The organism is Dictyobacter kobayashii (genome assembly GCF_003967555.1).
GTDB classification, from domain to species: domain Bacteria; phylum Chloroflexota; class Ktedonobacteria; order Ktedonobacterales; family Ktedonobacteraceae; genus Dictyobacter; species Dictyobacter kobayashii.
The window spans coordinates 4,935,421-4,961,225 of sequence record NZ_BIFS01000001.1 but is presented as its reverse complement, the minus strand read 5'-3'; the positions used below and the strand labels follow the sequence as shown (position 1 = coordinate 4,961,225).

Sequence of the window (25,805 nt, the reverse complement as noted above, 5' to 3'; positions counted from 1 at the left end):
GTACTTATGGGGGGCTTCTTACACAAGTAAAGGGTTTTTGGCTCATCGCCAGGAAAGCGGGAATGCAAGGGGTATTTCAAAAACTCGGGTTTTGAGTCTGAATCAGTATCAGAGAATGGTGGTTGCTCAACGAGCAAGTCCACATCCCTTCCTGGTTTCTCTGCTTGAACAGCACTATTTTGAACTTCAGTAGCGACTTTACGATTACGATCTCTAAACACCATACGAATTACCTTCAATCTTACACAGCTGGATGGTACTTATCCACATTCAGATGACTATGAGGCTGCACTTCGCAGTAACCTGAATGCAAAGAAGTGCCATATACGACACATGACAATCGTTATATTTGTATCTACAAACTTTAATCAATATCTCCATCTTGAGTCAAATGATCCACCAAAATATAGGACTATATAACTAATTATATTTTATACATCAATAATTATATAAAGTAGAATAAAGCTTCTTCTAAAGCTAGCGAAAGAGAAAAAATATTATTCAACGAATTATACAGAAGAATAAATTTCGAAGCTGCTCTGGACGAACCCACTGCCGCTCTTGACCCGCACACCGAGTATGAAGCCCTGGAAGTATTTCGCCAGATAGCACAGGAAAAGACGGCGATCATCATCAGTCATCGGCTCGCTCTGGCACGAATCGCGACCAAGATCATTGTAATGGAGCGCGGTCAGATCATCGAGCAAGGGACCCACGACGAATTGATGAAGGCCGGCCAAAACTATTGGTCGATGTTCACTCGCCAGGCTTCTAGTTATCTTGAGTCGAATGCGTCGGCCTAGTAAACAGGAGCCAGGAATTTCTTACAGCATCAGAATGACAGATATTGGGAGCTATCTGGAATAGCAAAACGTGCGAGCCAGGCCAGGAGTCTGGCTCGCAGCTTGTCTGTTAGCACGGTACACTCCACATAGTCAATGGGACAGGCGATGACCGAGAGCGTCTCATTGCCTGAGCACGTTACGGGTTTCCTCCAGGTCCTTGTGGGGATCGCCGACCATATGGGCGGGCACCACGATCGTATCAAAATCATTGGCACTGATGTAGCCACTCTTCAGTGCCGCTTCACGCAAGGTAGTGTTGTCGTCAAGCGCTTTGTGCGCGATCGCCGAGGCTTTGTCATAACCAATTACCGGGCTCAGCGCTGTCACTAACATCAACGACTCATTGACATATTTGCTGATCTTGTCTTTGTTCAGCGTGGTCCCTTCAATGCTGTATCTGCGCAGTTTCTCGCAGGCGTCTCCCAAAATGCGAGCAGAATGCAATACATTGTTGATGATGATCGGCCGCATCGCATTGAGCTCGAAATTACCCTGTGATCCGGCAATTGCCACGGCCGTGTCGTTGCCGATGACTTGAATACAGACCATGACCATCGCTTCTTCCTGCGTCGGGTTGACCTTGCCAGGCATAATCGAGGAGCCCGGTTCGTTGGAGGGCAGATTGAGTTCGTGAAAGCCTGCACGAGGACCACTGCCGAGCCAACGGATATCATTGGCAATCTTCATGAGCGCCACCGCCAGCGCGCGCAGCGCCGCACTGGCATTGACCATGGCATCGAGGGACCCCTGCGCGGCAAATTTGTTGGGCGCGCTGACAAAGGGATGACCCGTCAGATGCGCGATCTCCGCTGCGATCTTCGGCCCAAAGTCGGGTAAAGTATTGATCCCGGTACCCACCGCAGTGCCGCCCACGGCAAGCCTGGAGAGGCCATTCATAGACTGTTTGACGAGATCCAGAGCGTCCTTGAGTTGGATCACATATCCTGACCACTCTTGCCCAACGGTCAGCGGGGTAGCATCTTGCAGATGGGTGCGTCCAATCTTGACAACGTCCATCCATGTCTTAGCCTTCTCCCACATTGCGTGGATGAGCCCCTCGACATTCGGGATGAGGCGATTCGTCAACTCCAGCACCGTCGCGATATGCATCGCTGTGACGAAGGTATCGTTGGAGGACTGCGACATGTTGACGTGATCGTTGGGATGAATAGGATCTTTACTCCCCAGGGTCCCACCAACGAGTTGAATCGCGCGGTTGGATATGACCTCATTGACATTCATATTTGATTGGGTACCCGAACCGGTCTGCCACACATAGAGGGGAAACTCACTGTCCAGCTTGCCTGCGATCACTTCATCAGCCACCCTGCTAATCAGGGTTGCTTTGTCCCTGGAAAGTTTGCCTGTCTCGGCGTTGACAATAGCCGCCGCCTTCTTCACGTACCCATAGGCATGGTAAACTTCCCTGGGCATGTGATCATCTCCAATGGAGAAGTGGATGAGTGAGCGTTGCGTTTGCGCCCCCCAATACCGCTCCGCCGGAACCTCGATGGTTCCCATGGAATCGGACTCCTGGCGTGTGCCTGTCGCTTTGATGCCAATGGGCAGGTCGCGTATTGTAGCGGCCTGCCCCTCTTTCCTGGTGGTGTGCTTACCAGATGTGGTCATACCTTGACCTCCTGTTTGATCTGAAGCTGTGGATACACTGGTTGCCACATCGCATCCTGTACCTGCTGGACCACATTGGTGAGTTTCACGCGCGCGAGCCCTTCTTTCGCGGCTGTTTTCGCAACCTCTACGGCCACGGTTGCCGAGACTGCCCGCAGATTTTCTACCTGTGGCAGCAGGGATGCGCCAGGAAGGTGTGCATCGACCAGACCGGCAACGGCTCTGGCGGCTGTCATGAGCATGCCATCACTGACGCGACGTGCCTGTGACACAATCGTTCCCAGCCCCAGGCCGGGATACAACAGTGCGTTATTGGCCTGGCCGATCACGTAGGTGATGCTCTGATAGGTCACTGGTCGCGAGGGAATTCCGGTGGCGATGAGGGCTCGTCCATCTGTCCAGTGAATAAGGTCAGGAGGCGTGGCCTCCATCCGCGAGGTAGGATTGGACAATGGGAAGATGACTGGACGCTCAGTATGGGCTGCCATGTCTTTGACAATGGCTTCCGTAAAGGCTCCTGGAACGGTTGATGTTCCAACCAGGATTGTAGGATGGATCTGGCGCACTACCTCTGCCAGGCTGATGCCTCCATTGGGCATGTCATGTTTCCAACTGCTGACTTCGCTGGCTGGACGTGCATAGGGTACCTGAAAGTCTCGTAGTGTGTTTCCCATGTTGTCAGTCAGTAAACCCTGAATATCGACACACCAGAAGTGTCGTGTCGCCTCTTCTTTCGACATGCCCTCACTGATCATCGCGGCACGGATCTGATCGGCATTACCAATACCCGCCGTACCTGCGCCAAAGATGACTACCCGCTGATCACGCAACGATTGTTCAGAAATCTGCATTGCAGAGAACAGGGCTGCCAGGGTAATTGCTCCAGTTCCTTGCATGTCATCATTAAATGTACAGATCTGCTGGCGATACTTCTCCAGGATACGTCGTCCGTTACTGGGTCCGAAGTCTTCCCAGTGCAGCATGGCATGAGGGAACAGTTTCGTCGCTGCCTTGACATAGGCATCGATGAAGGCATCGTAACGCTCTCCTCGCACCCTGGCATGTCGATTCCCAAGGTAGAGTGGATCATTGAGCAAGGTTTCCCGATTTGTCCCCACATCGAGCATCACCGCAATCACGCGTGTCGGATCGATCCCGGCAGCAGCGGTGTAGACAGCGAGTTTCCCAACGGAGATATCGATGCCTCCCACACCCCAATCTCCAATGCCAAGAATCTCTTCCGCATCGGTAGCCACAAGCAGCTCAATCTCATCAGATTCAGCACTGAAATCATGCAGTGATTGTTCAATATCCTCTGGATGATCAATAGAGAGATAAACACCCCGTGGATGCCGGTATTCGTGGCTATATTGCTCAATGGCGCGAGCAATCGTGGGTCATAGACTACGGGAAGCATCTCAGTAAGGTGTTCAGAAAGCAGGCGGTAGAATAAGACTTCATTGTTGTCCTGTAAAGCGGTCAGAAAAATGTTTTTTCTTAGATCATCCTCTATCTCCTCGTACTGAGCATACGCGCGCTTGACCTGTTCCTCCAGGGAGGTGACGACGGGTGGGAGAAGGCCAACCAGGTTCAACGCCTTGCGTTCCTCGAAGGTGAAGGCGGTCCCGCGATTCAACATGGGATCGCTGAGTAGGGCCTTACCTGTAACCCGAGGTTCCAATTGCCAACGTCCAGTGGACTGACCGGGATGCATAGGGTGATTTTTCATTATAGATCCCTTCCTTTCACATGACACATGTGGAATATAATGACCAGTCAAACTCAGGAGTACAGTGACACAGCATGAAACGGAAACATCCCCCAGTGAGGATATCTTTTGTATACTTCTGCTGTCAAGCAGAAATATACAAAAGATATCCTCACTGGGGGATGTCCCATGTGATCTAATTTCGGCTATTCGGAGATCAGGTGGAACTCCTTCAAGAGTTCGCTGATCTCGGTGTTGTCGATCTTGCCGAGCAACTGATAGGCGGCCTCCATTCCTGTGCGCACAGAGTACTCGGTTGTGAAGATGCAGTCGCGGGTCGTTTCGGCGAACTGGCCGATGAAGGCGAATTTCACCGCGCCCTCGGGTACGACAGCGGGTCGGTCACCGGCCTGGCGTGGCATGAAGAATGAGACAATCTTCGCTTACCCATTTATGCCTGTATATATTATAATGGTGGAATTTGAGGAGGGTATCATGCACTTGATTTCGAAAAACTCATTTCAGCGGGATCTGGGGGATGGATTGGTGTTGCGCTGGTCGACTGCTGAGGATATTGAGCGCATCGCGACACTGCATAGTTTCATTCATCGCAATAATGCCGCCGAGGCACCAAATATCAATGCCATCAGGATTATTCGCGCCCACATGAGCGGTGACTACCCATTGATGGGTCCACTGGATTTTGCTCTTGTCGAGGATACAACGAAAGAGGATCGCCCAGTTGTCGCTACGGCTTGCTTATGGAAACAAACATGGTCCTATGAAGGTATTCCATTTAGCGTTGGCCGACCAGAGTGGGTAGCGACTGATCCTGCTTATCGCAATCGTGGACTTGTGCGTGTGCTTTTCGAGCAACTTCATGCTCGCAGTGAGGCTGATGGAGACCTTGTCCAGATCATTACCGGCATTGCTTATTTTTATCGTCAGTTCGGCTATGAATATGCTCTTGAGCTGGAAGATCGGCGGTCTACTCCTATTGTGCTGATCCCTGAGCGATCAGAAGAGGGGCCTGAGCCATTGACCTTGCGGGAGGCAACCCCTGCCGCTATTCCAACCATCGAGGCACTCTACCAGCGACGCCAGGCAAACTCTATTGTGCGGGATATGCCAACGCGCCAGCAATGGCTCTACGAGATTGAAACCTGGAAAAAATATCCTGAATTGCGACATACCTTTGCTTTCCAGATGCTTGTCAGCGCTGCTGGTGAGACCATAGGCTTTCTGGCCAGTAATGCCTATCGCAGTGGCAAGACGCTGGTGGTCTGGTTGCTAGAGTTTGTGGATGGAGTAAACATCCACAGTGTTATGCCTGCTGTGTTGCGGGCGTTGCGGGCTTATGGTCACGCGCTCGAATCCACACAGCCCAACATACCAGCCTTCCAGGAAATCAGCTTTTCACTGGGAACCACCCATCCTGTCCATGCTCTGCTGGGCACAGCCTTAGATTATCCCAGGGAACCTGCCTATGCCTGGTATATCCGCGTAAAGGATCTCCCCGCCTTTCTCAAGCATATTGCGCCGGTACTTGAACAACGGTTGGCACTATCACCGGTAGCGGGATATAGTGGCGAGCTTACCATGGATTTTTATCGCGGCGGTCTCCGTATGCACTTTGAACATGGACGATTGCTAGATGTCGAAGAGTGGCGGACCACTCTCTACGGTCCTGAGGCGAACAGCGCATTCCCACCCCTGGTCTTCTTGCAGGTCCTCTTCGGCCATCGTAGCATCGATGAGCTCCGCCATATCATTCCTGATATCTGGGTCAGTGCTGAAGCCAGACCACTCCTGCTGGCACTCTTCCCCACACGACCCTCGTGTGTGTTTACCTGGAACTAAATACTTGCCAGCAGAAAATTGCCGGATCGAACTTATGTCGATCCGGCAACCATCTTCTCATAGAAGAGTACGTCCAATTATAATGTTCCTCATCGAGAGAGCGACGAACCATTGGCATGTCGGACTCCAGTGGCCAGAAGCCGCTCGATTTTCTCGGCGGTCCCAGAGTTGCTACGCGGCGTGTAGATCATCAGCCGCAGTTGCTCCGCATCGGCCGTCTGGAGAAAGCGAAAATCAAAGGTCAGTTCTCCGACCAGCGGATGATGCATCGATTTCCATCCTTCTCGCACACCCCCTAGCTCGTGACGGTCCCATAATTCCCGAAACTCCGGACTGATTCGGGAGAGTTCAGCGATCTGTTGGGCCCACCAGGGATCTTCGATGAACCAACTATATTTTCTTGTAGAGCGCTCAAAAAATGCTGAACACTGTTTGATGGCTTTAACGGATACAGCATCCCATATGGAATCGTGTACGCCCAATCGATAGGAATAGTGACCAGAGAGGGGTGGACATCTTTCCATCTGTCTATCGTAAGCAGAACTGCACCGTTTTCTTCACAGCGATTGAACAAACCAATATCATACTGATGGGATACACCTTTGATCTGGATTTCCTGGTGTTCCGTTAATAAATATCCCCGTATCTCGTCAATGAGCGGGCTGGTGCCGGGCTTTACCATAGCAAGCCGCTCTCCATATAAATCGGTAACCGAAAGCCTTTCCTTTCTGGCTAATGGATGTTCCCGTGATACTGCGACACAGAAGCGATACTCCCCCAACTTGAGAGCCTGAAAAGAGTCAGACTCATTCGCTCTCTCATACGCCCCGACCATAACATCAAAATCCTTGCCAATCGTTCGATAGACAGTGGGCCAGGATGCAGCATCATCATCCAGGGGAACAATCTTCATTTTGAACTGCGGATAAGTATGGCTGATGGTGTTCCATACATCTAAGAGTTCTTTACATGGGTTCAGCAGTGAATTGCCAATCCGTATCAGGTGCGGATTTTTATTGGCGGCTTGACGCGCTCGTATAATGGCTTTTTCTGAATATTGCGTCAGAAACTTCGCATCATGATAAAAAGAATTTCCAGCGTCGGTGGCTCTTATACCATGATTCGTGCGGATTAAAAGTTGCACGCCAATACGCGCTTCTAATACATTCATTTGTTTCATGAGCGCGGTTGAGGATATATATAATTTCTCGGCCGCCTTTGAAAAGCTGCCAGAATCTATGACTTGTATGAAGGCGTTTAATAAGTCATTTACCATAACATCTCCCTTTGCATAAACCCCAGGTTCATACCATGGTAACTTTTTTATTCTTCCCTGTCAAGCACGCGGCTACTATACTTACCCTTGCAAGTAGCAACTACCGGACAAGCTTCTTGTTAAAGCGAAAGGAAATTTCTTCTTATGGATATTCAGGATAAAGTCGTTATCATTACAGGCGCATCTGGAGGCATTGGCCTGGCTACCGCACGTCTCTTTGCTCAAGCAGGAGCAAAGGTCGCACTTGCGGCTCGCTCTGCCGATGCCCTTCGTACCATTGTCAATGAGCTTCATGAGCAACATCGCGAGGCTATTGCGGTTCCCACCGATATGAGTAACCAGGATGCGATCGAGACTATGGTGGATAGCGTTTTTCAGCAGTACGGACGAATTGATATTCTCATCAATAATGCGGGGCAAGCCGTGAGCGGCAAGGTCGCTGATGTCGATATCGATCAGTTTCGCCAGATTTTTGAACTCAATGTGCTTGGTCCCGTAGAAGCGATGCAGGCGATAATCCCAAAGATGCGTCAAAACGGCGGAGGTCTGATCATCAACGTTGGTTCGATCGTTTCAAAAATGACCATTCCCGGCATCGGTATATACTCCGCGACAAAGGTTGCCCTCGATAAGATCTCTGATACTGCACGAGAGGAGTTAGCTGCAGATAATATTCGCATCAACAATGTTCCCTCGTAAAACGGCAACGAATTTCGGCAAAAATAGCTTATCACATACAAGTCAGGCTGCGCAGCCAGCACAGAGCGGACCAGCAGGCGATAGTGCTGAAGCTGTGGCCCAGAAGATTCTCGAGGCGGCACGCAATGAGCCGCACGAGCAATATATGGATCGTTAAGCGATCTTCACATGGCGCTCTACTTACATATATATGTAAGCAAAGTTCCTTATTGATGTGAGTAATGCTTTACCGCTTTCCCCCAGGAAACGATTGGACGCTCGGAAGAAGAGAAAGAGAGAATCGATGACCAACCAGTTACACTTCGGCATTCAAGCTCCGCAACAGCATATTAGCTACCAACAACTCCTTGAGATCTGGTCAGAGGCAGACCGTGAACCCCTGATTGACCATATGTGGCTCTTCGACCACTTTATGCCTTTGGGGGGCAATCCAGATGGTCCTTGTTTTGAAAGCTGGACCATGCTAGCCGCACTTGCCGCAAAAACAGAGCGGGTGCGTATAGGACATATGGTGACGGGCAATACGTATCGTCATCCCGCCATTCTGGCCAGACAAGCCGTCACAGTGGACCATATCTCGCGAGGGAGGCTCAATTTTGGCATAGGAGCTGCCTGGCATGAACAAGAACATCAGGGCTATGGCCTGACCTTTCCGAGCGCCGCCGAACGAGTCAGACGGCTGGATGAAGCCTGCCAGGTCATCCAGCTGCTTTGGACGCAGACCAACCCGAGCTTTGATGGTCACTACTATCAATTACAGCAGGCCCATAGCGAACCGAAGCCCCAGCAAAAGCCGTTTCCTCCGCTCATGATTGCTGCAGGAGGCGACCAGATGCTGCGGGTCGTTGCCAGACATGCGAACATGTGGTGCTCCACCTCTCAAACGGCCGAGGATTTTCGCGAGAAGAGCGCTCGTCTGACGCAGCACTGTGAAACCATCGGGCGTGACCCCAGCACGATTGAGCGCCTGGCCTCCTTTCTGATCAGCCCGGCTGATACGACTTTTCGCCAGGCACGTGAGACGGCACAAAACTTTATTGAGGCCGGGGCAACCCATATTGTCTTGAATATCGCTGCATTCTACCACCAGGAAGGGGTCATCCCACGCCTGCTACATGAAGTCATCAAACCGCTCAAGCAGAGCGATGCACAGAAAGATGAATAACCCCACATCTCCCTTCTCGTCGATGCGCCTGCGCACACAGGCGCATCGACGAGAAGCTCCATCTGCCGGATAGATGACCTCTGTAGCCTGCATATCTTTCATAGAAAGCATACCACCAACTGCTGCATGATTGGAGAACGTTACCTATCACCTGACCATCGTTTTCGGCGCGGTAGGAACATAGAGCATCAGAAAAATCTGACTGAACCAGGCCACTTCCTCTCCTGTATAAAAAGTAGTAACACATCTTGATTGAACGTACAACAGAGACGAAATACTACAAACAGAAGCTGGAAGAAGGATGATTACAAGCGAAGAACTCTTCCGAGCATGGCAACAGGGAAATGCGGCGGCCCTGGAGGTCATTGTACAGCGCCACCATGCTTCACTGGTAGCGCACCTCTATCGCATTATTGGGGAGCAGCACAGTGCAGAAGATCTCGCGCAAGAGACCTTTCTGCGCCTGATACAGCACGCCCATGCCTATTGCTATCCTCGTCCATTTCTTCCCTGGCTCTATACCATTGCGCGCAATCTTGCCTTCAACTATCACGAAAGCGCGTATCAGCGCCATGTGCACGTCGGAGAAGAGCTGCCCGAGGCATACGCATCTGATCTGGAACCTGGAGAATGGCTTGATCGCTGGGAAGAGATTCATCATCTCCAAAAAGCATTGCAAAAGCTTAGTTTTGAACAGCGCGGTCTACGTGTGGGGCAAATATCTGGCCGCATTACTGATACTGCTCGGATTGGCCTGCCTGCAGGTCCTCAGCTCAATCATCGCCGATGCCATCATTACCTGGCCGACGTGTCCACCACTGGGTGCCGTCAGCTACCTGGAAACCTGGGGCTGGTTAAGCCTCCTCTCACTGGGTTTCACGGCCGCGCTTCCATTGTTCCTTACCACCGTGACCAGGGGGCAACGGGCCGTGAGCTCTGTGGTGGTCCTCCTGATCTGGCTGATCCCGCTTTTCTTGCAGACGATTCCCGGCTTTCTGGTGGTCTGGGGCGCAAGCGATACGGTCCAGGACCCGGCGGCTCGTCTGGTCCCACCACAGAACAAACTCACGCCAGAGCTGGCAAGACAGCTTGTTCAGCAGATTCAGTCCTCGCTCATCCCGGCTCATCTGACACCAGTGTTCTTGTTGAATCGAGCGTTTTTCCTGGGGCTGGCCGTCCTGCTCATCCTGGCCACCGGCTATAGCTTCCAGCGACAACGAAGATCTCACTAAGCGGTGTGGCTGGATACAGAAAAAGAAGCAAGAAATCTGACAAGCAAGAAAGAGATGCGTCTCTACCAGGAGATAAACAGAAATAGTTGCTGAAGGCTAAAGGAAAGAGAAGCGATGGCGACATTGATCATAGATCTGCTGAGTAAACGCTACGAGAAACAGCGCTGGGCACTGCAAGATATCTCACTGCAGCTCGATGCCGGTATCTGGGGATTGATCGGCCCCAATGGAGCAGGCAAGACGACGCTACTGCGTATTCTCGCGACCCTGTTAACCCCAACCCGGGGAAGCGTGACCTGGAATGGGACAGATGTCTTGCGCCACCCTCAGGTTTTACGCCATCATCTGGGCTATCTACCGCAGGACTTTGGCGTCTATCCACAGCTCACGGCACGAGAGTTCTTGCATTACATCGGAGAACTCAAAGGGCTGCAAACATCAGCCTTAAAAAGACGCGTCGACGAAGTCCTGGAGGTCGTTCATCTCACTCGTGACGCGGACCGCCGCCTGAAATCGTATTCGGGCGGCATGATCCGCCGCGTTGGCATCGCTCAGACATTGCTAAATGATCCCCAGGTCCTGATCCTTGACGAGCCGACAGTCGGGCTAGACCCGGCGGAGCGCGTTCAGTTCCGCGAAACCATCACCACGCTGGGGGAGGAACGTATCGTCATTCTGTCAACGCACATTATCTCGGATGTCGAGGCGATGGCCAGCGACATTGCATTGATCCAGCAGGGCCAACTCCACTGGCGAGGAACCCCCGAAGCGCTACTGGACGATGCGGCCTCTGTGGTCTGGTCAGCAACCCTCAATAGCGCAGAATTTGAACACATACGAAAGCAGTGCCAGGTCAGCCAGGTCATTCGCAGAGGCGCGCTGGTCGAGGCGCGCATGATAGCACCGGTTCAACCTCATCCAAAGGCAATAAACATCAGACCAACCCTGGAGGATGCCTATCTCTATATGCAAGGAAATACAATAGAGAATCAAGAACTGCTCACTCCGCTATCATGATGCGCCATAGCTACCTGATAACAACATGACGGCCATTCCTTAAAGAAGAAAAAGCCCAATAAAAAACGAAATGTACGTGCGGGGCTTGCCCCCGCTTCATCCGTTCCCGCCCGAAAAAGCATCAATAATAATGCTATGCGCCCAACCAAATAGTTGCAAAATTATCTTATTGTTGCTTTTTTGGGCGGGGAGGGTAAAAGCGGGGGCAAGCCCCGCACGTACAGATCGTGTTTATTGATGCGTTCAATTGCTTGCCTGATTGCTAAATGAGGTGTATTGGCCACCGGCTCCTCTGACTCTAAGGTTACATAGGTGTTCTCTCTGACTCATTATGGCAGTGCAGATTCATCACTTCTTCCGTGGGTTAGGAGCTTGATATCCGAGTGCAGCGAGATAGCCGTAAAACGCAAAGCGGTGAAACCAGGTGGCCATTTGTCGGGGCGTGTAGGGCTTTTCGCTCTCCAACCACCAGACGATGGTGCCAATCAGGACATGGGAGAGTTGTGTAAGTGGCAGTTCTTCGGGCATGGCTTCATCGACCTGTGCACCTGGCGCCACCTGTTGTTTCAAAAATCTTTCGCCCTCAAGCATGAGCTTTATCGTGTGCTCACTAATCCTGGCTGCAAACCACGGACTCCCGTTTTTCCCCAACATCGCTTTGTACAGTCGGTCATGTTCAGCAACATGCTTGAAGAACTGGACCCAGATCTCTGGCGGGTTCTCTGCCTCTTTCTTAGCAGGATCTTTGTGGATGGGATTCATGTTCTCCATCAGGTAATTAGCTGTTTCCTCAAAAATCCTGGCCACCAGATCATATTTATCCTGATAATGGCGGTAGAACGTGGCTCGGTTGATCATGGCCCGTTCGGCGATATCACCCACCGTGATGGCGTCGAAGCCTTTCTCGGTAATCAGTTCAATCATCGCTTCTTGCAAGAATTTTTGGGTGCGCCGAATGCGCAGGTCAGTCTGTTCTGCGTGCGACATTTTTCCCTCTGTGTTGCATAAGTAACAAGCGACAAACATTGATGCTTGTTCTGTAACTATTGTCCAAACCACACTGTCTATTGTAACAAAGCGCTGCCTTTGCAACAAGGTGTTGCTCAATCAGTAGCATCGACAACCCAGACATAAATGGCATTCGACGGTTGGAAATTCACAGTGAAGTTTCTCCATAGGCTGACTGAAAAGAGGCTGAAGCATTGAATGAAAATGGCCCATTTGTAGAGAAAATAGTCATTCTTTCCTGATTGACACTCTTCCATATCATTGCATATACTGAGGAAAGACGAATGTGTGGTGCGCCGAAGCGCGCAGTACTCTGGCTTCATCAATCTCTGAGGAGGAGAGGTTGGACGCTTGAGTGACTTTCAGCGGACCTCGCCTGGGACAGTTCCTCATATGATGTGGAAACCTGCTCAGAGCATGAGCCCAAGTGGGCCAGATAAACAAGAGAAAACCAATGAACGAAGCTCACACGACTCGCCATCCCCAGCCACCCCGGCCAGTCCGCATCTTAATCAACACAGTAGTGACGACCATCTTGCGTTCCCGATGGCATAGCATAAGGAGCAGCCAACTCCTGCTTCTTACGTTTACCGGGCACAAGAGCGGGAAAGCGTTTACGACACCGATCCGCTACGCTCAGGAGGGCGAAATCTTACGGATGACGGTGATATATCCCTGGTGGAAGAATCTAGTTGAGGAGGCTACAGTACACGTCCTGCTACGTGGACAAATGCGCACCGGCATCGCCGAGGTGCTCCCTGAGAAAGATGGAGAGGTCGTGATCAAGATCCATCTGCAAGGGTAAATAGCCACTCTCTATTATGAACCGGAAGACGACGCGAAGCGCCTCGCGTCGTCTTCATTGCTTTTTGGTCGTCGTCACATAGACCCAAGGCTCAATACTTTGGTCAGCACACTGTTTGACGAAACTCGCCGCCTGTTCGCGGACGATTGGTGGCCTTACGGCATCGCAGCGAATCACAAGTCGATCGACGCTTTCTTGCGCTATCACTTCGAGCAAGGTCTCTCAAAGCGGCGCCTGACGTGTGAGGACATCTTCGTACCAGAGCTACGCGAAGCGTAATGCAAGCTACAACAGCGTCACGTGTCCTGCGCGTTGAAAAGCTGAAAGAAAAAAAACACGCGGTTCATCTTTTTTATGAGAGAACCGCATGTGTAGAAAGGCATTGGGACAAGATGGCAAGCTGCGAGAAGTTTTTTCCTTTTCAGCATGTTACACTGATCGCATGAAGCGTTTGGATGAGAACTAGCGCCTGGCAGGCAATCAAGTTACGAGGCCGAATATATTGACAAGGAAAGAGATACACTCATGACAGACAAAAAGCGCGCCGCGACTATTGACGAATACATCAGTAACTTTCCGGCGGATATCCAGGTCATCCTTGAAAAGGTGAGGCAGAGAATACACAAAGCGGCGCCAGAAGCCACGGAGACAATCAGCTACACGATACCTGCCTTCGACCTCAATGGCAAACATGTCGTGTTCTTCGCTGGTTGGAAACGCCATATCTCCTTGTATCCGCTCCCAGCGGGCGATGAAGCTTTCCAGCAAGCAATAGCGCACTACAAAAGAGCAAAGGGTTCCATACAATTCCCCTTAGATCAACCGATCCCTTATGATTTAGTGGAGCAAATCGTAACTCTCCTCATCAAGGAAACGGCAAGCCCACGTATATAAGAAATGAATATCAGCTTATAATTTTCCATACCCTGATGCCTTGATAGAAAACACTGGTCGCCTTTTGCCTGTCAAAAATCGCTAAACCAAATGAGCCATTGGTGTAGCGGCTGTCTTGAACAGCATTGAGTTGGTATCCGTTGAGAAAGAGCGTGAGCGTATTTCCCCGCGCCACGAGGGCCAGTTTATTTATCTGCAGGAGCGCAGTCGGCAGTGAGGTTGAAGGGATCAGATCTTTTGAAGGTGCCCGGTCAAACTTTTGCAGCAGGCCATAGGTGTTGTTCTTACAAAGATAGAAGAGATATCCCGTATCGCCTGTAAGATTGGTACGCAGGGCAACGCCGCCACAGTCACCGGTCAGGATGTTCATGCTGACGCTGATAGCGATGTCGCTCATGGATTCATCATAGCCACAAAAACTGCTCGTGTTCAGGCCGGTCTGGGCTACAAGATAGCCTTTTTTTTGCGGCTGACAGGCAGCACCAGCATAAGTAGGAAGATTGATATCATGAGCATGAAGAGAACTATCTACAGAAATAGTTCCATGACCAGGAAAATTGGTCGGATACACGAGCGATTGATTATAGGTGGTTATGCTCTGCACTAGCGCGGTTTCGCCCGCGTGTAGATTGTCAGAGGGGAGAGTAGCTACATGGACCAGATTGACAAACAAGACTGAGAACACCAGAAGACAGACCATTGCCAGCAGCGCTACGATACGCCTCTTCGTGGCCAACTGTGCTAATCGTGTATTGCGCACACCGGCACGCCGCAAAGGAGTCCTCGCAGTAGCTGATCCGGCGAGTTGTTCCTGTTGCGCGGGCGCAAGCGCCGCGAAGTAATCGAGGAGGAAACGGTGGATAAACATATAGCTACCACCAACCCTGCGCAGGAAGAGACGCTCGGCCATTTCATCCAGGAAAACCACAATATTCCAGGGCAGGTAATCGAACAGCCAGAACCAGAAACGCAGGGTATAGTGCTGGAAGAAGGCGTTAAGGCCAAAGTATAAGCCCAGCGAGAGTCCAATCGTCAACCCTAATTCTAACGCCATCGCCATAGACTCCGGTGTCCTGAATGAGAACCACAGAGCCAGCATCAACGGCAAGCAAAAACTGGCAGTGAGAATAAGTCCCAGCAGCAAGCCATTGCGCCCGGAACGTTTAATACCTTCATTAGGGCGAAAACGGACACGTTGGAGTTCCTGCCCACTGGAGATCACCTTGAAAACCATAATGATCATCCCTATCGGTAGACCGAAGATGGTCCCAACCTCCACACCTAGCAACCAGGTGATCCATCTGATAAAGAGAATAGTCGCAAGCACCCAGAAAAGAACGAAGCAGGCTTTTCTTCGGCGTTCGCCGACCCTTATGCTTCTATTGGTAACGGTTGCGAACCAGGCTGTCACCTCACCATAGAAGAACGTAAATACACAGCCCAGAAAAAGAAACAAGGTAAGGGCAACAACGAACGGCGGCGCGGTAAGCACGCTAACCAGGGGCCCGGCCACCGCTGTCCAACTTACACCAGAAGAGATGCCATAATTTAGTGCACTCGTCACGCCTGGCAGCCAGGTGATCAACCTGATAAAGAGGGCAGCCGCAAACATCCAGAAAAGGACGAAGCGGACTTCCCTCCGGCGTTCGCTATCCCCTGCACCTCTGCTATTGAATACATATGATAACCACAACGCCACTCCACCATAGAAAAACATCAGCATACAGGCCAGGGCAAGTAAGAAGATAATTCCGAACGGCGGCGCGACCAATAAAATGTTAAAGGGTCCGATAACCATTGCCCAGCCTAAGCCAAAAAGAACATTTTTCCACGACCAATCCCAGGTCATGATTTCTCTGGGTTGTATGTCCAGCATGCGTCGTTGAGGAGCGTGCGCCATCGCACTGTGATATGGCGCAGGCATGTAAACGGTTCGACCGCCAATTCGCGTGCTATAGGTAAAGATAGGAACCGCGTTGCCACCATCCTGTCGTAATAAAAACAACCAGGAAACAATCATGGCAGGAATCATAATGATTATCGCAGGCACGCCCCCTCCCTGTACCAGGGAGGAGAAAAACCAATCGAGGGGCAAACCACGCTGGACCTCGACCAATCCCCATGCCAGGCCGGAGATGAGTCCCACAACCAGGTAAAAGGTCAGGCCAACCCTCAGTGGAGTGCTCAGGCGAAAGAATAACTTTTGCCTTTTCGTCAGGCCGTCCGGCTGCAGCGTCTCAACCGAGAAGACTGTTTGCTCGTAGTGACGCATCTGTTTCGCCAGAAAGGTGAGTTGCTCAATCGCCTGTTTTACGCCCGCCGTGCGCAAGACGCCACGGCGGGAAAACATGCGCCGGATATAGGTGGCGAAGAGGATCTGGAGCGTTTCTTCACGTGACAGCGCCAGGGGGAGATCTCCCGATTGGGCATCTATATACGCCAGGACAAAGACGCTCAACAACAGTGGGGTCCGCGCCATCTCGGCCAGATTTGGGTCTGTGCGTAGTGCCTGCCGCAAGGCATCAACACGCTCCCCCCCTTTTTGCAGGTAGCTCTCTACCTGCTCTTTAGATAAAGGGAGGATGCTCACCGCTTTCTGTAAGGTGACACGCGTGGAGAGGTTCATGTATTCGGCGCGGCGACAGGCAACCACGATCGGGATATTCTTCTGATCGAGATACTGCTGGATATAAGCGTTGATGGCCTGCACACAGGCTACACGTACGTTAGCCGCCACTTCATCCAGACCATCCAGTACTGGGATAATCTGTTGCTCATCGAGCAGGCGTTGCGCGATGGCGGGCGGAATGTGATAGCGCACCTTCAGTTCATCAACTATCCAGGTGGCAAGCGCCTGGCGTTTGCGCGCCCATGACGAGAGCACAAAGACCACCGGGAGAGGCTGAAGTATATCGTTGTCTGCCCGTTCAAGCAGCGTGCGCGTAAGCTGCAGCAGCGACGTGGTCTTACCCGCACCCGGCTCACCCAGGATGAGCAGTCGTCCATCGGCCTGGTCGTAAACCTGCACAATCGAGGTTCCGGCTGGTAGCGGACGCGGCTCACGATTGAACTCCTGCACCAGCATCTCCCAGGGATTATCGAGCGCGTCCGGTTGCTCTTGCAGACCCACCGTGAGCCACGTCGCCTGGTGCAGCGAGTGCTCCAGGAAGCCTTCAATCCACGTGGTGCGCACGCGCTTGATCAGGCGCGCGCGATTTTCACGCTGCGTGGCAGTTAAATGTTGGGCGGACGGGCGCGCGCGTTCAATGACTCGCCGCAATCCCTGAACCACATTAAGAAAGGCTTCATCCTGGTTGTTCCATAGGGTAATCGCCTTTCCATCAAGGGGTAAACATTCGAGAAAAGCAAATGGCGCATGCTTCCAATCGCAAGGACGCAGGATGATGGGGATAACCCGTGCCTCCCCACGCTTATGGCGTTCCAGCGCACGCTGCATCTCAATTTCATAGCAGTAGTCAGAGGCCAAAAAATCGGGACTGACAAGCAGCAGGACCACCGAAGCCGTTTCCAGATGCGCATCGATCTCCTGAGCTCGATTCTCTCCCGGCAGGATCATGCGATCCCACCATGTCGAGATCAGGCCCTCGCGGCTTAACTGACGCAAATGCTTTTCGAGCTCAGCTCGCAACAGTTCATCTTGTTGCGCGTAAGAATAAAATAAAGTAAGAGGCGTTCTCGCTTGCTCTCGCTTCATACACTCCTCAGATACATTTTTTATGGATCGCGCAGTGGAATAAGGTGATAGATTTCACGCGACGTTTCAAATTGTCTGCTTATGTTGATAATATATAGTGATGACTATTCTATCAGCAATGCGCCTCAAAAGATAGATTAGAACGATTATTTAACATTGTTTGATATAGATTGAGTACGACAGGTAGCAAAGCGTTTTCCCAAAAGACGATTTTTCAATGGGGCCTCTTCAGATTTCTATTACTTCCATCACCGCCAAAAGGGATACGCAAACGCATCCCTTTCAATATAGATCCCTACGAGCGCACGCCGGAGTACTGTCGCTGCAGCATCTTACCCAGCGTAAACAGGGCCAGGACGCCAGTGAGAAAGTAGGCGCTACCCTGGATATTGAGCAGCAGCACGGGCCCAAGGCGATCACCAAGCAAGCCAGCTATGATGATACCAGCAAGCAGCATCAGCGCGCTCACAGCCTGGATCGCACCAAAGACGCGTCCGCGCAAGCAATCCTCAACAAGTGTCTGAAACAGCGTTTGTCTACTCACCTGCGCTCCAGCGCCCGGAACACCAACCAGAACAAAGAGCAATCCGACCAGCAATACACCGCCCTTCACAAACAATGGCAGATCAATAATCAGCAGATCGATCAGGCCAAAAAGGCAGGTACACACAGCGAACAAACGCGCCGGAGTGACACGTTTGCCAAACTGTCCCATTACCAGACCACCCAGCAGGCTGCCAATTGCCTGGACTGCAAGCAATATTCCATAGACTGCTGATCCTCCGCTCAACACCAGCTTCACAAAAACCACCAGCATAATACCAAAGACTCCCTCACCCAGGCTTTGCACCGCCAGTATCACAAACAGCACAAGCAAGGGGGGCTGACGCAAGATCAAATGCATACCGTCCAGCCATTCAGCACCCAGCGTGCGCCAGTTCAGCAACCTTGATGCCTCCTTCTCGGTGGCAAGCCGCTCAGCCGTGCTCTCCGCATGAACTTGTGCCGGCAGCTTCATCAGCGAGAGCATAATCGTGACAAAGAAAAAAGAAACAAGATCAAGCCAGATGGTGGTGTGCAGGCCAAACAGGCCGAAGAGAATACCACCCAGCGCGCCGCCAGCCAGGCGCGAGACGCTTGAACTCACTGAGTTCAGCGCATTTGCCGTCACCAGTTGCTCCTTGCTGACCAGGTGGGGGATCAGCGCGTTTTCCGCTGGCGCGATAAATTGTGCGACAATTGCTTCAAAGAAGAGCACCGGATAAAGTATCCAGAGTGAGCTTTTATCGTGCATGAGCAGCAGGGGTAACAGACCAAGAGCCATCAGCAGATTGCCAATCAGCATGGTGCGACGGCGATCCCAGCGGTCCACCAGGACGCCCGCCACCGAGCCTAAGAGGATATTGGGCCCAAAGGAGATGAGAAAGAGGATACTGGTGGCCAGGGCTGAACCGGTGAGCAGGTAGACATAGACCGGCAGTCCAACCTGCAGCAGCCAGTCCCCGGTTTGGGAGATCAGGCCACCCAGCCAGAGCAGAATAAAATTGCGTTGACGTAGAACCGCGAACATGATAAAACCTCTTCCTTAAGTAACCAAAAGTAGGCAAAAAAACATGCAGGGGCCTGTAGGAATAGGCCCCTCAATGAAGTGCAAAGTGTTGGGAATATCTTTATCTAGCAGGTTGTCTCGTGAATACCGAGAATCTTCAGCGTGTCCCGCTGATAGACCACATCGAGCCGGGCAGAGTCACCCGCACTCTGGAAACCACTGAGCAGCGCGGGCTGGCCAGCATAGTCAATTTCGCGCTCAGGCAACCAGGACACGCGCGCATGCTGGCGCCAGAACTGCTGGGCCTCCGGTAGATCGATGGTCAGGTGCGGTAGTGAATTCACATCATCAAGCAAGCAAGCGTTGCAATGGATAAAGACACCATGATACCCGTTGTCACTGTATTGGTTGCCAGGTGCATTCGGCAGATTCAGGGAAGTCAGTATGCGTGCCTCACAGGGTTGTCCACACAGCAAACACCGGGCCTCTCCAGAGTTAATGGCCGACCAGTAGAACGAACTTAAAGCGGCCAACTGACGATTGAGAATAGAGCGGGGACTATGCAAACCCTGCCAGATTTGAGTTTGTGAGTGCCCGGCAATGTGCCAGCAACCGGGGCAGCTAAAGCCAGTCATCCCAAGAGCCGGTACATAATACTTGATAAGCCTGCGCTTATTGCACATGGGACACCAGATGCGCGTCTCCTGTTCAAGCGGCTCCTCGCCTGCTCGTCGTGGGTCAACCAGGCCATAGGCTGCGGCCTCGGCATATAGATCCGCCTCCATTACGCGGCGCAGGGCCAGTTTGCCACGATAGAGTCGCTGCACAAGCGCGTCCTCGCTCAAGCAGAGGCGCTCAGCTATTTCAGCATGTGGGGATTCGTGGATGTAGCGTTCGATCAGTACCGCGCGCGTCGTGGGCGGGAGCAGGGCCAGGGCGCGATCGAGCAGTTGCGCGAGTTCACTCCGCTCCAACTCGACCTCCAGATTATACGCATCCGAGGGGAGATCATCAAGATCCAGTTCCTGCTCTCCTTCGTCCGCGGCGGAGAGCGTATACGGCGCCAGGTGAGCGAGATCGCGGCCATAGCTGCGCCCCCAGCGCAAGCAGACATTGCGCGCAATCGCCGAGAGCCATTTTGTCCGGTTCGTCGAATTGGTGAGATCCTCTTCAGAAAGCTTGTGCCGATTGCGCCACGCCTCTAACAGCGTCTCCTGTGCCAGATCTTCGGCGGCGCCAGGATCGCCGGTCAGGCGGGCGCAGAGCCGCACCAGGCGTGCGCGTTCCTCCGCCAAAAGCTCCTTAAAAGAGCTTGTGGATAATCGCGAATTGATATCAGGTTTTCCTTGCGCAATCATAGTGCCCCTTCTTTTCTCCTCAATAGTTTATGAAGCATTTTCTTCTCCGAGGAAGGCTGCTACATATGGCTTATCGCATCCCGGCGCGAAAACCTGACACGTTTTTTTTGAGAATTTTTTGAGGTCCGGAGAAGCAGCAATCGATAGCGAAAGTTAGCGGCTAGCTTGCGCGTGCTTTCTGGCGCATCAACCGATGCTTTCCCTGGTGGCTTCCCGCAGGCGCTGTACGTCGCGGATGGGTGGGACACCAAAGAGGCTTTTGTACTCTCGGTTGAAGTGGGAAGCATCCTGGTACCCCACGCGATAGGCGGCGCTCGCCGCGTCGAGGTCTTCGCTCAGCATCAGGCGGCGAGCCTCCTGCAATCGCAACCGCTTCTGAAATTGTAAAGGGCTCATCGCAGTGACGGCCTTGAAGTGGTGCTGCAAACTCGAGACGCTCATGCCCAGTTCATGCGCCAGGGTCTCAATGCGAAAGGGCTGGTCAAAGTCTTGGCGCAGCCGCTTGACGGCTGTAGCGATATGGGGCGTGTAGCCACCCTCCATCACCAGGTGACGGAGCCGGGCGCCTTGCTCTCCCATCAGGAGCCGATAGATAATCTCCCGTGTGATCAGCGGCATCAAGACCTGCGCTTCATCAGGGGCATCCAGCAGCCGGACAAGGCGCACGAAGGCATCGAGCAAGTGGCCATCCACGGGACTGACGTCGATTGCCCTTATATCGGTATGCTCCCTGGGTAAGGAGCGAGAGGCATCGACCATGACCGCGCTAACGAGAGTAGGATCGAGTGCCAGGCGCAAAGCGAGGTAGGGCCGCTCTTTGGACGCTTCGAGGACCTGACTGATGCGGGGCATTTCGACGGTAGTGAGCAGATAGCGTGAGGAGTCATAGTGGTAGCGGTTGTCACCCAGCAGGACCTCTTTGCTGCCCTGGACAATCACAGCCACCGATGGCTCTACCACGCTATGAACTCGCTTGCGCGGTACCGTGGTACGAGAGAGATGAAGTCCTGTGAGCGGCTGAATGGTCCCATCTTCGCGGATGGCCTGTGCTATGCGCCAGACCAGTTCTTCGCGATTGGCTTGCATGCGTTGTGCCTCGCGTTGTGCCTGCTGATCATTTCCCATATCCATCGCGACCCTCTTCTTTCGTCACCACTCATCGTGAAATTTTGCAGAATTTGCCAATCATTTTCCGCAATCATTCTATCACCCTGTGCGTAAAGACGTCTATAATACCTCTCAGAGATAGCTAAGCGGGTCGGAAGAGTAGAGAGGAAGCAATAATGAAAAGTCATACGAGGGAGGTTCTGCAATGACTGACTGGCCAAAGAATGACCTCGAACGAATTGGGGCGGCAGATGAACTGCAGCTTACATCCATCAAGCAGGATGGCACGCCGCGTAAACCCGTCACTATCTGGGTCGTTCGTGTCGGTGATGATCTGTACATACGGTCCTATCGTGGCAATGCGGGTGCCTGGTACCGCCATATACAACTGCGGTCCGAGGGACACATTTCAGCTGGCGGAGTGACGAAGGACGTGACGTTTGTGGATACCAGCGCTGATGAGGCGCTCAATAACAAGATTGATGCTGCCTTTCAAGCAAAGTACCAGAAATACGGCGCAACATATATTGATCCGATGATCGCACCACAGGCGCGCGCGACGACACGAAAGCTGGTGCCAGCTGCGTAAAACATCAGGAGCAAGATTCTTTTAATAACGCATATCTTCAATCGCTCTCAAACCATGGCTCCTATGTCCATGTATGCAATGGACATAGGAGCCATGGTTTGAGAGTCACATTTTTGTTCTTTTATACGTACTTATCCAGATAGGTTTAATTTTAAGGGGTGGATGCGAGGCATAATGGCCTTAATCACAATGCATAAAAAAAAACTGATCGTAGGGAGGTTTTCTATGGAGGATGAACAGCAAATCTCGCAGACAAATGAGCAAATCGAAATTGATACGGTGACATCCGAGCCAGAATTAGTGGCAGTATCGTCACCTGTCGTGCCATCTTTAAATACCGGTGAGCGGAAAGAAGTTGTTAAACGTAGTCGCCTTAGTGCGGTCGTGGTTCACGAAACGATTCGCGAGGAAGGGGAGCGTGAATTAAAGCGTTCTCCAGCCGCCTTAGCCATCTCGGGGCTGGGAGCAGGACTTTCGATGGGTTTCTCACTGGTGACCCAGGGGCTCATTCACGCTTATCTACCACCAAATGCCACCTGGAGTCCGTTGCTAGAAAACTTCGGCTATTGCGTTGGTTTCTTGATTGTCGTGTTAGGACGGCAACAACTCTTTACCGAAAACACCGTGACGGCGGTTTTACCTTTGCTCGCACACTTTGATCGGCGCACCATCTTAAGCGTTGTCCGCTTATGGGCGGTAGTGCTACTTGCCAATCTTTGTGGAGCACTGATCTTCGCCTGGGTGATTGCCCATACCGCGCTATTTGCGCCCCCCATTCAACATGCCTTTATGCAAGTTTCTCTCCACTCGCTGCGCGGTGACTTTGGCCTTGTCGTTCTACGAGGTATTTTTGCTGGTTGGTTGATTGCGCTCATGGTCTGGCTACTGCCAATCGCTGGCGATAATCGGCTACACGTGATTATTCTGATCACCTATGTGGTAGCGCTTGGCAGTTTCGCTCACGTTGTTGCTGGTTCTGTGGATATGCTCTACCTGGTCAATCGTGGGGTCATTTCCTGGCTCCCCTACCTTGGTGGCTTTCTGACTCCCACACTCATTGGCAACATTATCGGTGGCGTCTCACTGGTGGCGGTTCTCAACTTTGCCCAGGTCGCCTCTGAAAAATTGGGCAATGGATACAGGTAGTGCAAAAAACCTATATGCAACAAGAGAGTGGCATTTTCCAGCCAGGCTGGTTCTCATACAATATCTGGTATACTGTTCATAAGCATTGAAAATGAGGAAATCGACACTAACGGAAAGGTCGTAGAGCATGCAGCCGCTTTTCGCGCACCAGCCTGTGCTACTGGGTGTCCTGGTGGCTAACCTGTTCATCTGGCGAGTGATGGAAGCGGGCGTGGATATCAGGACATTCAAACGCCTCCGTGCTGGCGCCCGGCGCCAGGATAAAGGATCACATGCGGTCCTCATTGGCATGCTCACGCTCGGCATTTTCTTCGGCCTGCTGGTAGCATTGAAGGTTCCTGCCACCGCCATCACGAGCGCTCGCATATTTCTCTTCTGGCTGGGCATACTGCTCATCAACGCGGGAATCGTGTTCCGTTTCTACGCCATCCACGTGCTCGGCACCTCCTTCACAACGACGGTAGCGGTCGCCCCCGAGCAGACCGTGGTCGAAGCGGGTCCCTACCGACTCATTCGTCATCCCTCCTATACCGGCGTGCTCATTATACTATTCGGGCTTGGGCTCACCTGTACGAACTGGTTGAGCCTGGTGGTCTTGATGGGATGCGCGCTACCTGGCCTGAGCTACCGTATTCATGTGGAAGAGCACGCCCTGCAGGAGCATCTGGGCCAACAGTATCAGGAGTACATGCGGCGTACAAAACGGCTCATCCCTTTTGTTGTATAAACTCATCAGTGTACTAAAAGCTTAGCATTGACTCATTTCTATTAATCTGGTATAGTTTACGTATTCTGTATTTTATGTTCAACGACGATGTTGTCAACGTATTTTGTCGCTTCATCCACGGTGTCCAATACTGGTGGAGGTCTACATGACGGCGATCTACAATGTTTTGGCTGGTTGCCGCCACTTTACAACCAGCGCCTGTCACAATCGGTGCCCGGCTCAGCACTACCTCAGCGAGCCACCCCTCGTCATGTGGATAGCACATTTTTTATCCTAGAGACCCCTTTCAACAAGAGTCCCCAATCATGATATGCATCATCTCATCGTAATTCAAATTGCCCTACGCTTGAAGGTGAAAGGAGATCACCATGCCAGATCGCTTTACATTTTCGAAGGTGAAAGTTGTACCACTAGTGTTACTGGCTGCGTTATTGCTCGGAATGCTGTCCGCGTGTGACAGCAGCCCGGCTTCCAATACCAGTCCTGGGTCAAACACTACTGGTAGTAGCTCATCGGGAGGTCCGGTTACCCTGACGTTCTGGAACTGGGTTACCGGCGTCGACAAGGCAGCAGCCGAGTTCAATAAGCTCCATCCAGATATACACGTGAATGTGATCAACTTAGGCGGCGGCTCAAACGAATATAACAAGCTCTACACGGCGATCAAAGCCAATAACGAACCCGACCTGGCACAGATCGAGTACCAGATCCTACCGACCTTTGAAACAACCGGTTCACTGATCGACCTTTCCAAATATGGCGCAGGTGCCCTCAAAGATCAGTTTGTGCCCTGGACCTGGAACCAGGTATCGCTGGGCAATTCGGTCTACGCCATCCCGCAGGATACCGGCCCCCTGGTCCTGTACTACCGGGCTGACCTCTTCCAGAAATATAACCTGCCCGTTCCTACTACCTGGGCTCAATATGCCGATGACGCGGCAAAACTGCATGCCGCTGACCCCAAATCATACATTACTGATTTCCCCGCCAGGGACCCGGGATGGTTCAACGGGCTCGTGTGGCAGGCTGGCGGCCAGATGTTCAACATTGATGGCCAGTCCTGGAAAGTTGCCATCAACAATCCCCAGGCACAGAAAGTAGCATCTTACTGGCAGGATCTGATTAGCAAGAACCTTATCAAGGCCGAACCGGACTTCTCTGATGCCTGGTATCACGACCTGGACACCGGCACCCTGGCGACCTGGATTTCAGCGGCCTGGGGCGCGGGTACTATCAAGCCCAATGCTCCGCAGACGGCTGGCGACTGGCGTGTGGCACCCCTGCCACAGTGGCAGGAAGGCGAGTACAACAATGGAAACTGGGGTGGCTCTACTACCGCAGTGTTCAATAACACTAAACATCCTAAAGAGGCTGCCGAGTTCGCCATGTGGCTCAATACCAATAAGCAGGCCGTCGAAGAGATGATCAAAGGGAACGCTATTTACCCGCCAGTCAGGCAAATTTAGACTCGCCCCT

At 52.1% G+C, this 25,805-nt stretch carries 20 protein-coding genes and 2 pseudogenes; 11 read left to right on the top strand and 11 right to left on the bottom strand.

The window, feature by feature from the left end; translation table 11 throughout:
* Positions 1–509: 509 nt before the first annotated feature.
* The 4 genes and pseudogenes from EL645_RS21735 to EL645_RS21720 all read right to left on the bottom strand — a co-directional run.
* Positions 510–740: a hypothetical protein gene (locus EL645_RS21735; RefSeq protein WP_126552435.1), complete on the bottom strand. Its 231-nt coding sequence runs from the start codon at positions 738–740 to the stop codon at positions 510–512.
* Positions 741–965: 225 nt separating this feature from the next.
* Entirely contained in the window at positions 966–2,474 is a 1,509-nt protein-coding gene (gene fumC, locus EL645_RS21730; protein WP_126554308.1) for a class II fumarate hydratase, read from the bottom strand.
* Positions 2,471–4,188 (bottom strand): annotated as a pseudogene (locus EL645_RS21725) (NAD-dependent malic enzyme). Before EL645_RS21725 ends, fumC begins: the two are co-directional and overlap by 4 nt.
* Before the next feature lie 200 nt (positions 4,189–4,388).
* Positions 4,389–4,619: pseudogene (locus EL645_RS21720) on the bottom strand (oleate hydratase); the annotation flags it as partial.
* Positions 4,620–4,677: 58 nt separating this feature from the next.
* Between EL645_RS21720 and EL645_RS21715 the strand changes: the two are divergent.
* Complete coding sequence (locus tag EL645_RS21715; protein WP_126552434.1) at positions 4,678–6,042, top strand: GNAT family N-acetyltransferase; 1,365 nt, start codon at positions 4,678–4,680, stop codon at positions 6,040–6,042.
* Between the two features lie 89 nt (positions 6,043–6,131).
* Here the strand turns inward: EL645_RS21715 and EL645_RS21710 are convergent, their stop codons facing one another.
* Positions 6,132–6,425: an MmyB family transcriptional regulator gene (locus EL645_RS21710; protein WP_170207740.1), complete on the bottom strand. Its 294-nt coding sequence runs from the start codon at positions 6,423–6,425 to the stop codon at positions 6,132–6,134.
* Complete coding sequence (locus tag EL645_RS21705; protein ID WP_126552433.1) at positions 6,338–7,318, bottom strand: LysR family transcriptional regulator; 981 nt, start codon at positions 7,316–7,318, stop codon at positions 6,338–6,340. The genes EL645_RS21710 and EL645_RS21705 overlap by 88 nt, the downstream gene beginning before the upstream one ends.
* Before the next feature lie 144 nt (positions 7,319–7,462).
* On the opposite strand from EL645_RS21705, the gene EL645_RS21700 reads away from it, so the two are divergent.
* The 4 genes from EL645_RS21700 (at position 7,463) to EL645_RS21685 (ending at position 11,431) form a co-directional block, all read left to right on the top strand.
* Entirely contained in the window at positions 7,463–8,017 is a 555-nt protein-coding gene (locus EL645_RS21700; RefSeq protein WP_126552432.1) for an SDR family NAD(P)-dependent oxidoreductase, read from the top strand.
* Positions 8,018–8,300: 283 nt separating this feature from the next.
* Positions 8,301–9,182 (top strand): TIGR03560 family F420-dependent LLM class oxidoreductase, encoded by an 882-nt coding sequence (locus EL645_RS21695; RefSeq protein WP_126552431.1) that lies wholly within the window; start codon positions 8,301–8,303, stop codon positions 9,180–9,182.
* Positions 9,183–9,483: 301 nt separating this feature from the next.
* Positions 9,484–10,386 (top strand): RNA polymerase sigma factor, encoded by a 903-nt coding sequence (locus tag EL645_RS21690; RefSeq protein WP_126552430.1) that lies wholly within the window; start codon positions 9,484–9,486, stop codon positions 10,384–10,386.
* Between the two features lie 142 nt (positions 10,387–10,528).
* A complete protein-coding gene (locus EL645_RS21685; RefSeq protein WP_126552429.1) occupies positions 10,529–11,431 on the top strand; it encodes an ABC transporter ATP-binding protein in 903 nt (300 codons plus the stop codon).
* Between the two features lie 348 nt (positions 11,432–11,779).
* On the opposite strand, the gene EL645_RS21680 is transcribed toward EL645_RS21685, so the two are convergent.
* Positions 11,780–12,418 carry a TetR/AcrR family transcriptional regulator gene (locus EL645_RS21680; protein ID WP_161977574.1) on the bottom strand — a complete coding sequence of 213 codons (639 nt, stop codon included), beginning with the start codon at positions 12,416–12,418 and terminating at the stop codon, positions 11,780–11,782.
* Between the two features lie 475 nt (positions 12,419–12,893).
* On the opposite strand from EL645_RS21680, the gene EL645_RS21675 reads away from it, so the two are divergent.
* Both EL645_RS21675 and EL645_RS21665 read left to right on the top strand, forming a co-directional pair.
* Positions 12,894–13,244: a nitroreductase/quinone reductase family protein gene (locus tag EL645_RS21675; protein ID WP_126552427.1), complete on the top strand. Its 351-nt coding sequence runs from the start codon at positions 12,894–12,896 to the stop codon at positions 13,242–13,244.
* Between the two features lie 525 nt (positions 13,245–13,769).
* Positions 13,770–14,138 carry an iron chaperone gene (locus EL645_RS21665; RefSeq protein WP_126552426.1) on the top strand — a complete coding sequence of 123 codons (369 nt, stop codon included), beginning with the start codon at positions 13,770–13,772 and terminating at the stop codon, positions 14,136–14,138.
* Positions 14,139–14,148: 10 nt separating this feature from the next.
* Here EL645_RS21665 and EL645_RS21660 read toward each other — a convergent pair whose 3' ends face one another.
* From EL645_RS21660 to EL645_RS21645, 4 genes are all read right to left on the bottom strand, one after another.
* Positions 14,149–17,853 (bottom strand): NACHT domain-containing protein, encoded by a 3,705-nt coding sequence (locus EL645_RS21660; RefSeq protein WP_126552425.1) that lies wholly within the window; start codon positions 17,851–17,853, stop codon positions 14,149–14,151.
* A gap of 295 nt (positions 17,854–18,148) precedes the next feature.
* Positions 18,149–19,423, bottom strand: coding sequence for an MFS transporter (locus tag EL645_RS21655; protein WP_126552424.1), 1,275 nt, complete (start codon positions 19,421–19,423; stop codon positions 18,149–18,151).
* 104 nt (positions 19,424–19,527) lie between these two features.
* Positions 19,528–20,697, bottom strand: coding sequence for an RNA polymerase sigma factor (locus EL645_RS21650; protein WP_161977573.1), 1,170 nt, complete (start codon positions 20,695–20,697; stop codon positions 19,528–19,530).
* A 249-nt stretch (positions 20,698–20,946) separates the two neighbouring features.
* Entirely contained in the window at positions 20,947–21,891 is a 945-nt protein-coding gene (locus EL645_RS21645; RefSeq protein ID WP_126552422.1) for an AraC family transcriptional regulator, read from the bottom strand.
* Between the two features lie 181 nt (positions 21,892–22,072).
* Between EL645_RS21645 and EL645_RS21640 the strand changes: the two genes are divergently transcribed.
* The 4 genes from EL645_RS21640 (at position 22,073) to EL645_RS21625 (ending at position 25,795) form a co-directional block, all read left to right on the top strand.
* Complete coding sequence (locus EL645_RS21640; RefSeq protein WP_126552421.1) at positions 22,073–22,456, top strand: DUF2255 family protein; 384 nt, start codon at positions 22,073–22,075, stop codon at positions 22,454–22,456.
* Positions 22,457–22,681: 225 nt separating this feature from the next.
* Positions 22,682–23,602: a formate/nitrite transporter family protein gene (locus EL645_RS21635; RefSeq protein ID WP_126552420.1), complete on the top strand. Its 921-nt coding sequence runs from the start codon at positions 22,682–22,684 to the stop codon at positions 23,600–23,602.
* Between the two features lie 127 nt (positions 23,603–23,729).
* Entirely contained in the window at positions 23,730–24,329 is a 600-nt protein-coding gene (locus tag EL645_RS21630) for a methyltransferase family protein (RefSeq protein WP_126552419.1), read from the top strand.
* Positions 24,330–24,697: 368 nt separating this feature from the next.
* Complete coding sequence (locus tag EL645_RS21625; RefSeq protein WP_246035433.1) at positions 24,698–25,795, top strand: ABC transporter substrate-binding protein; 1,098 nt, start codon at positions 24,698–24,700, stop codon at positions 25,793–25,795.
* The last annotated feature ends 10 nt before the right edge of the window (positions 25,796–25,805 follow it).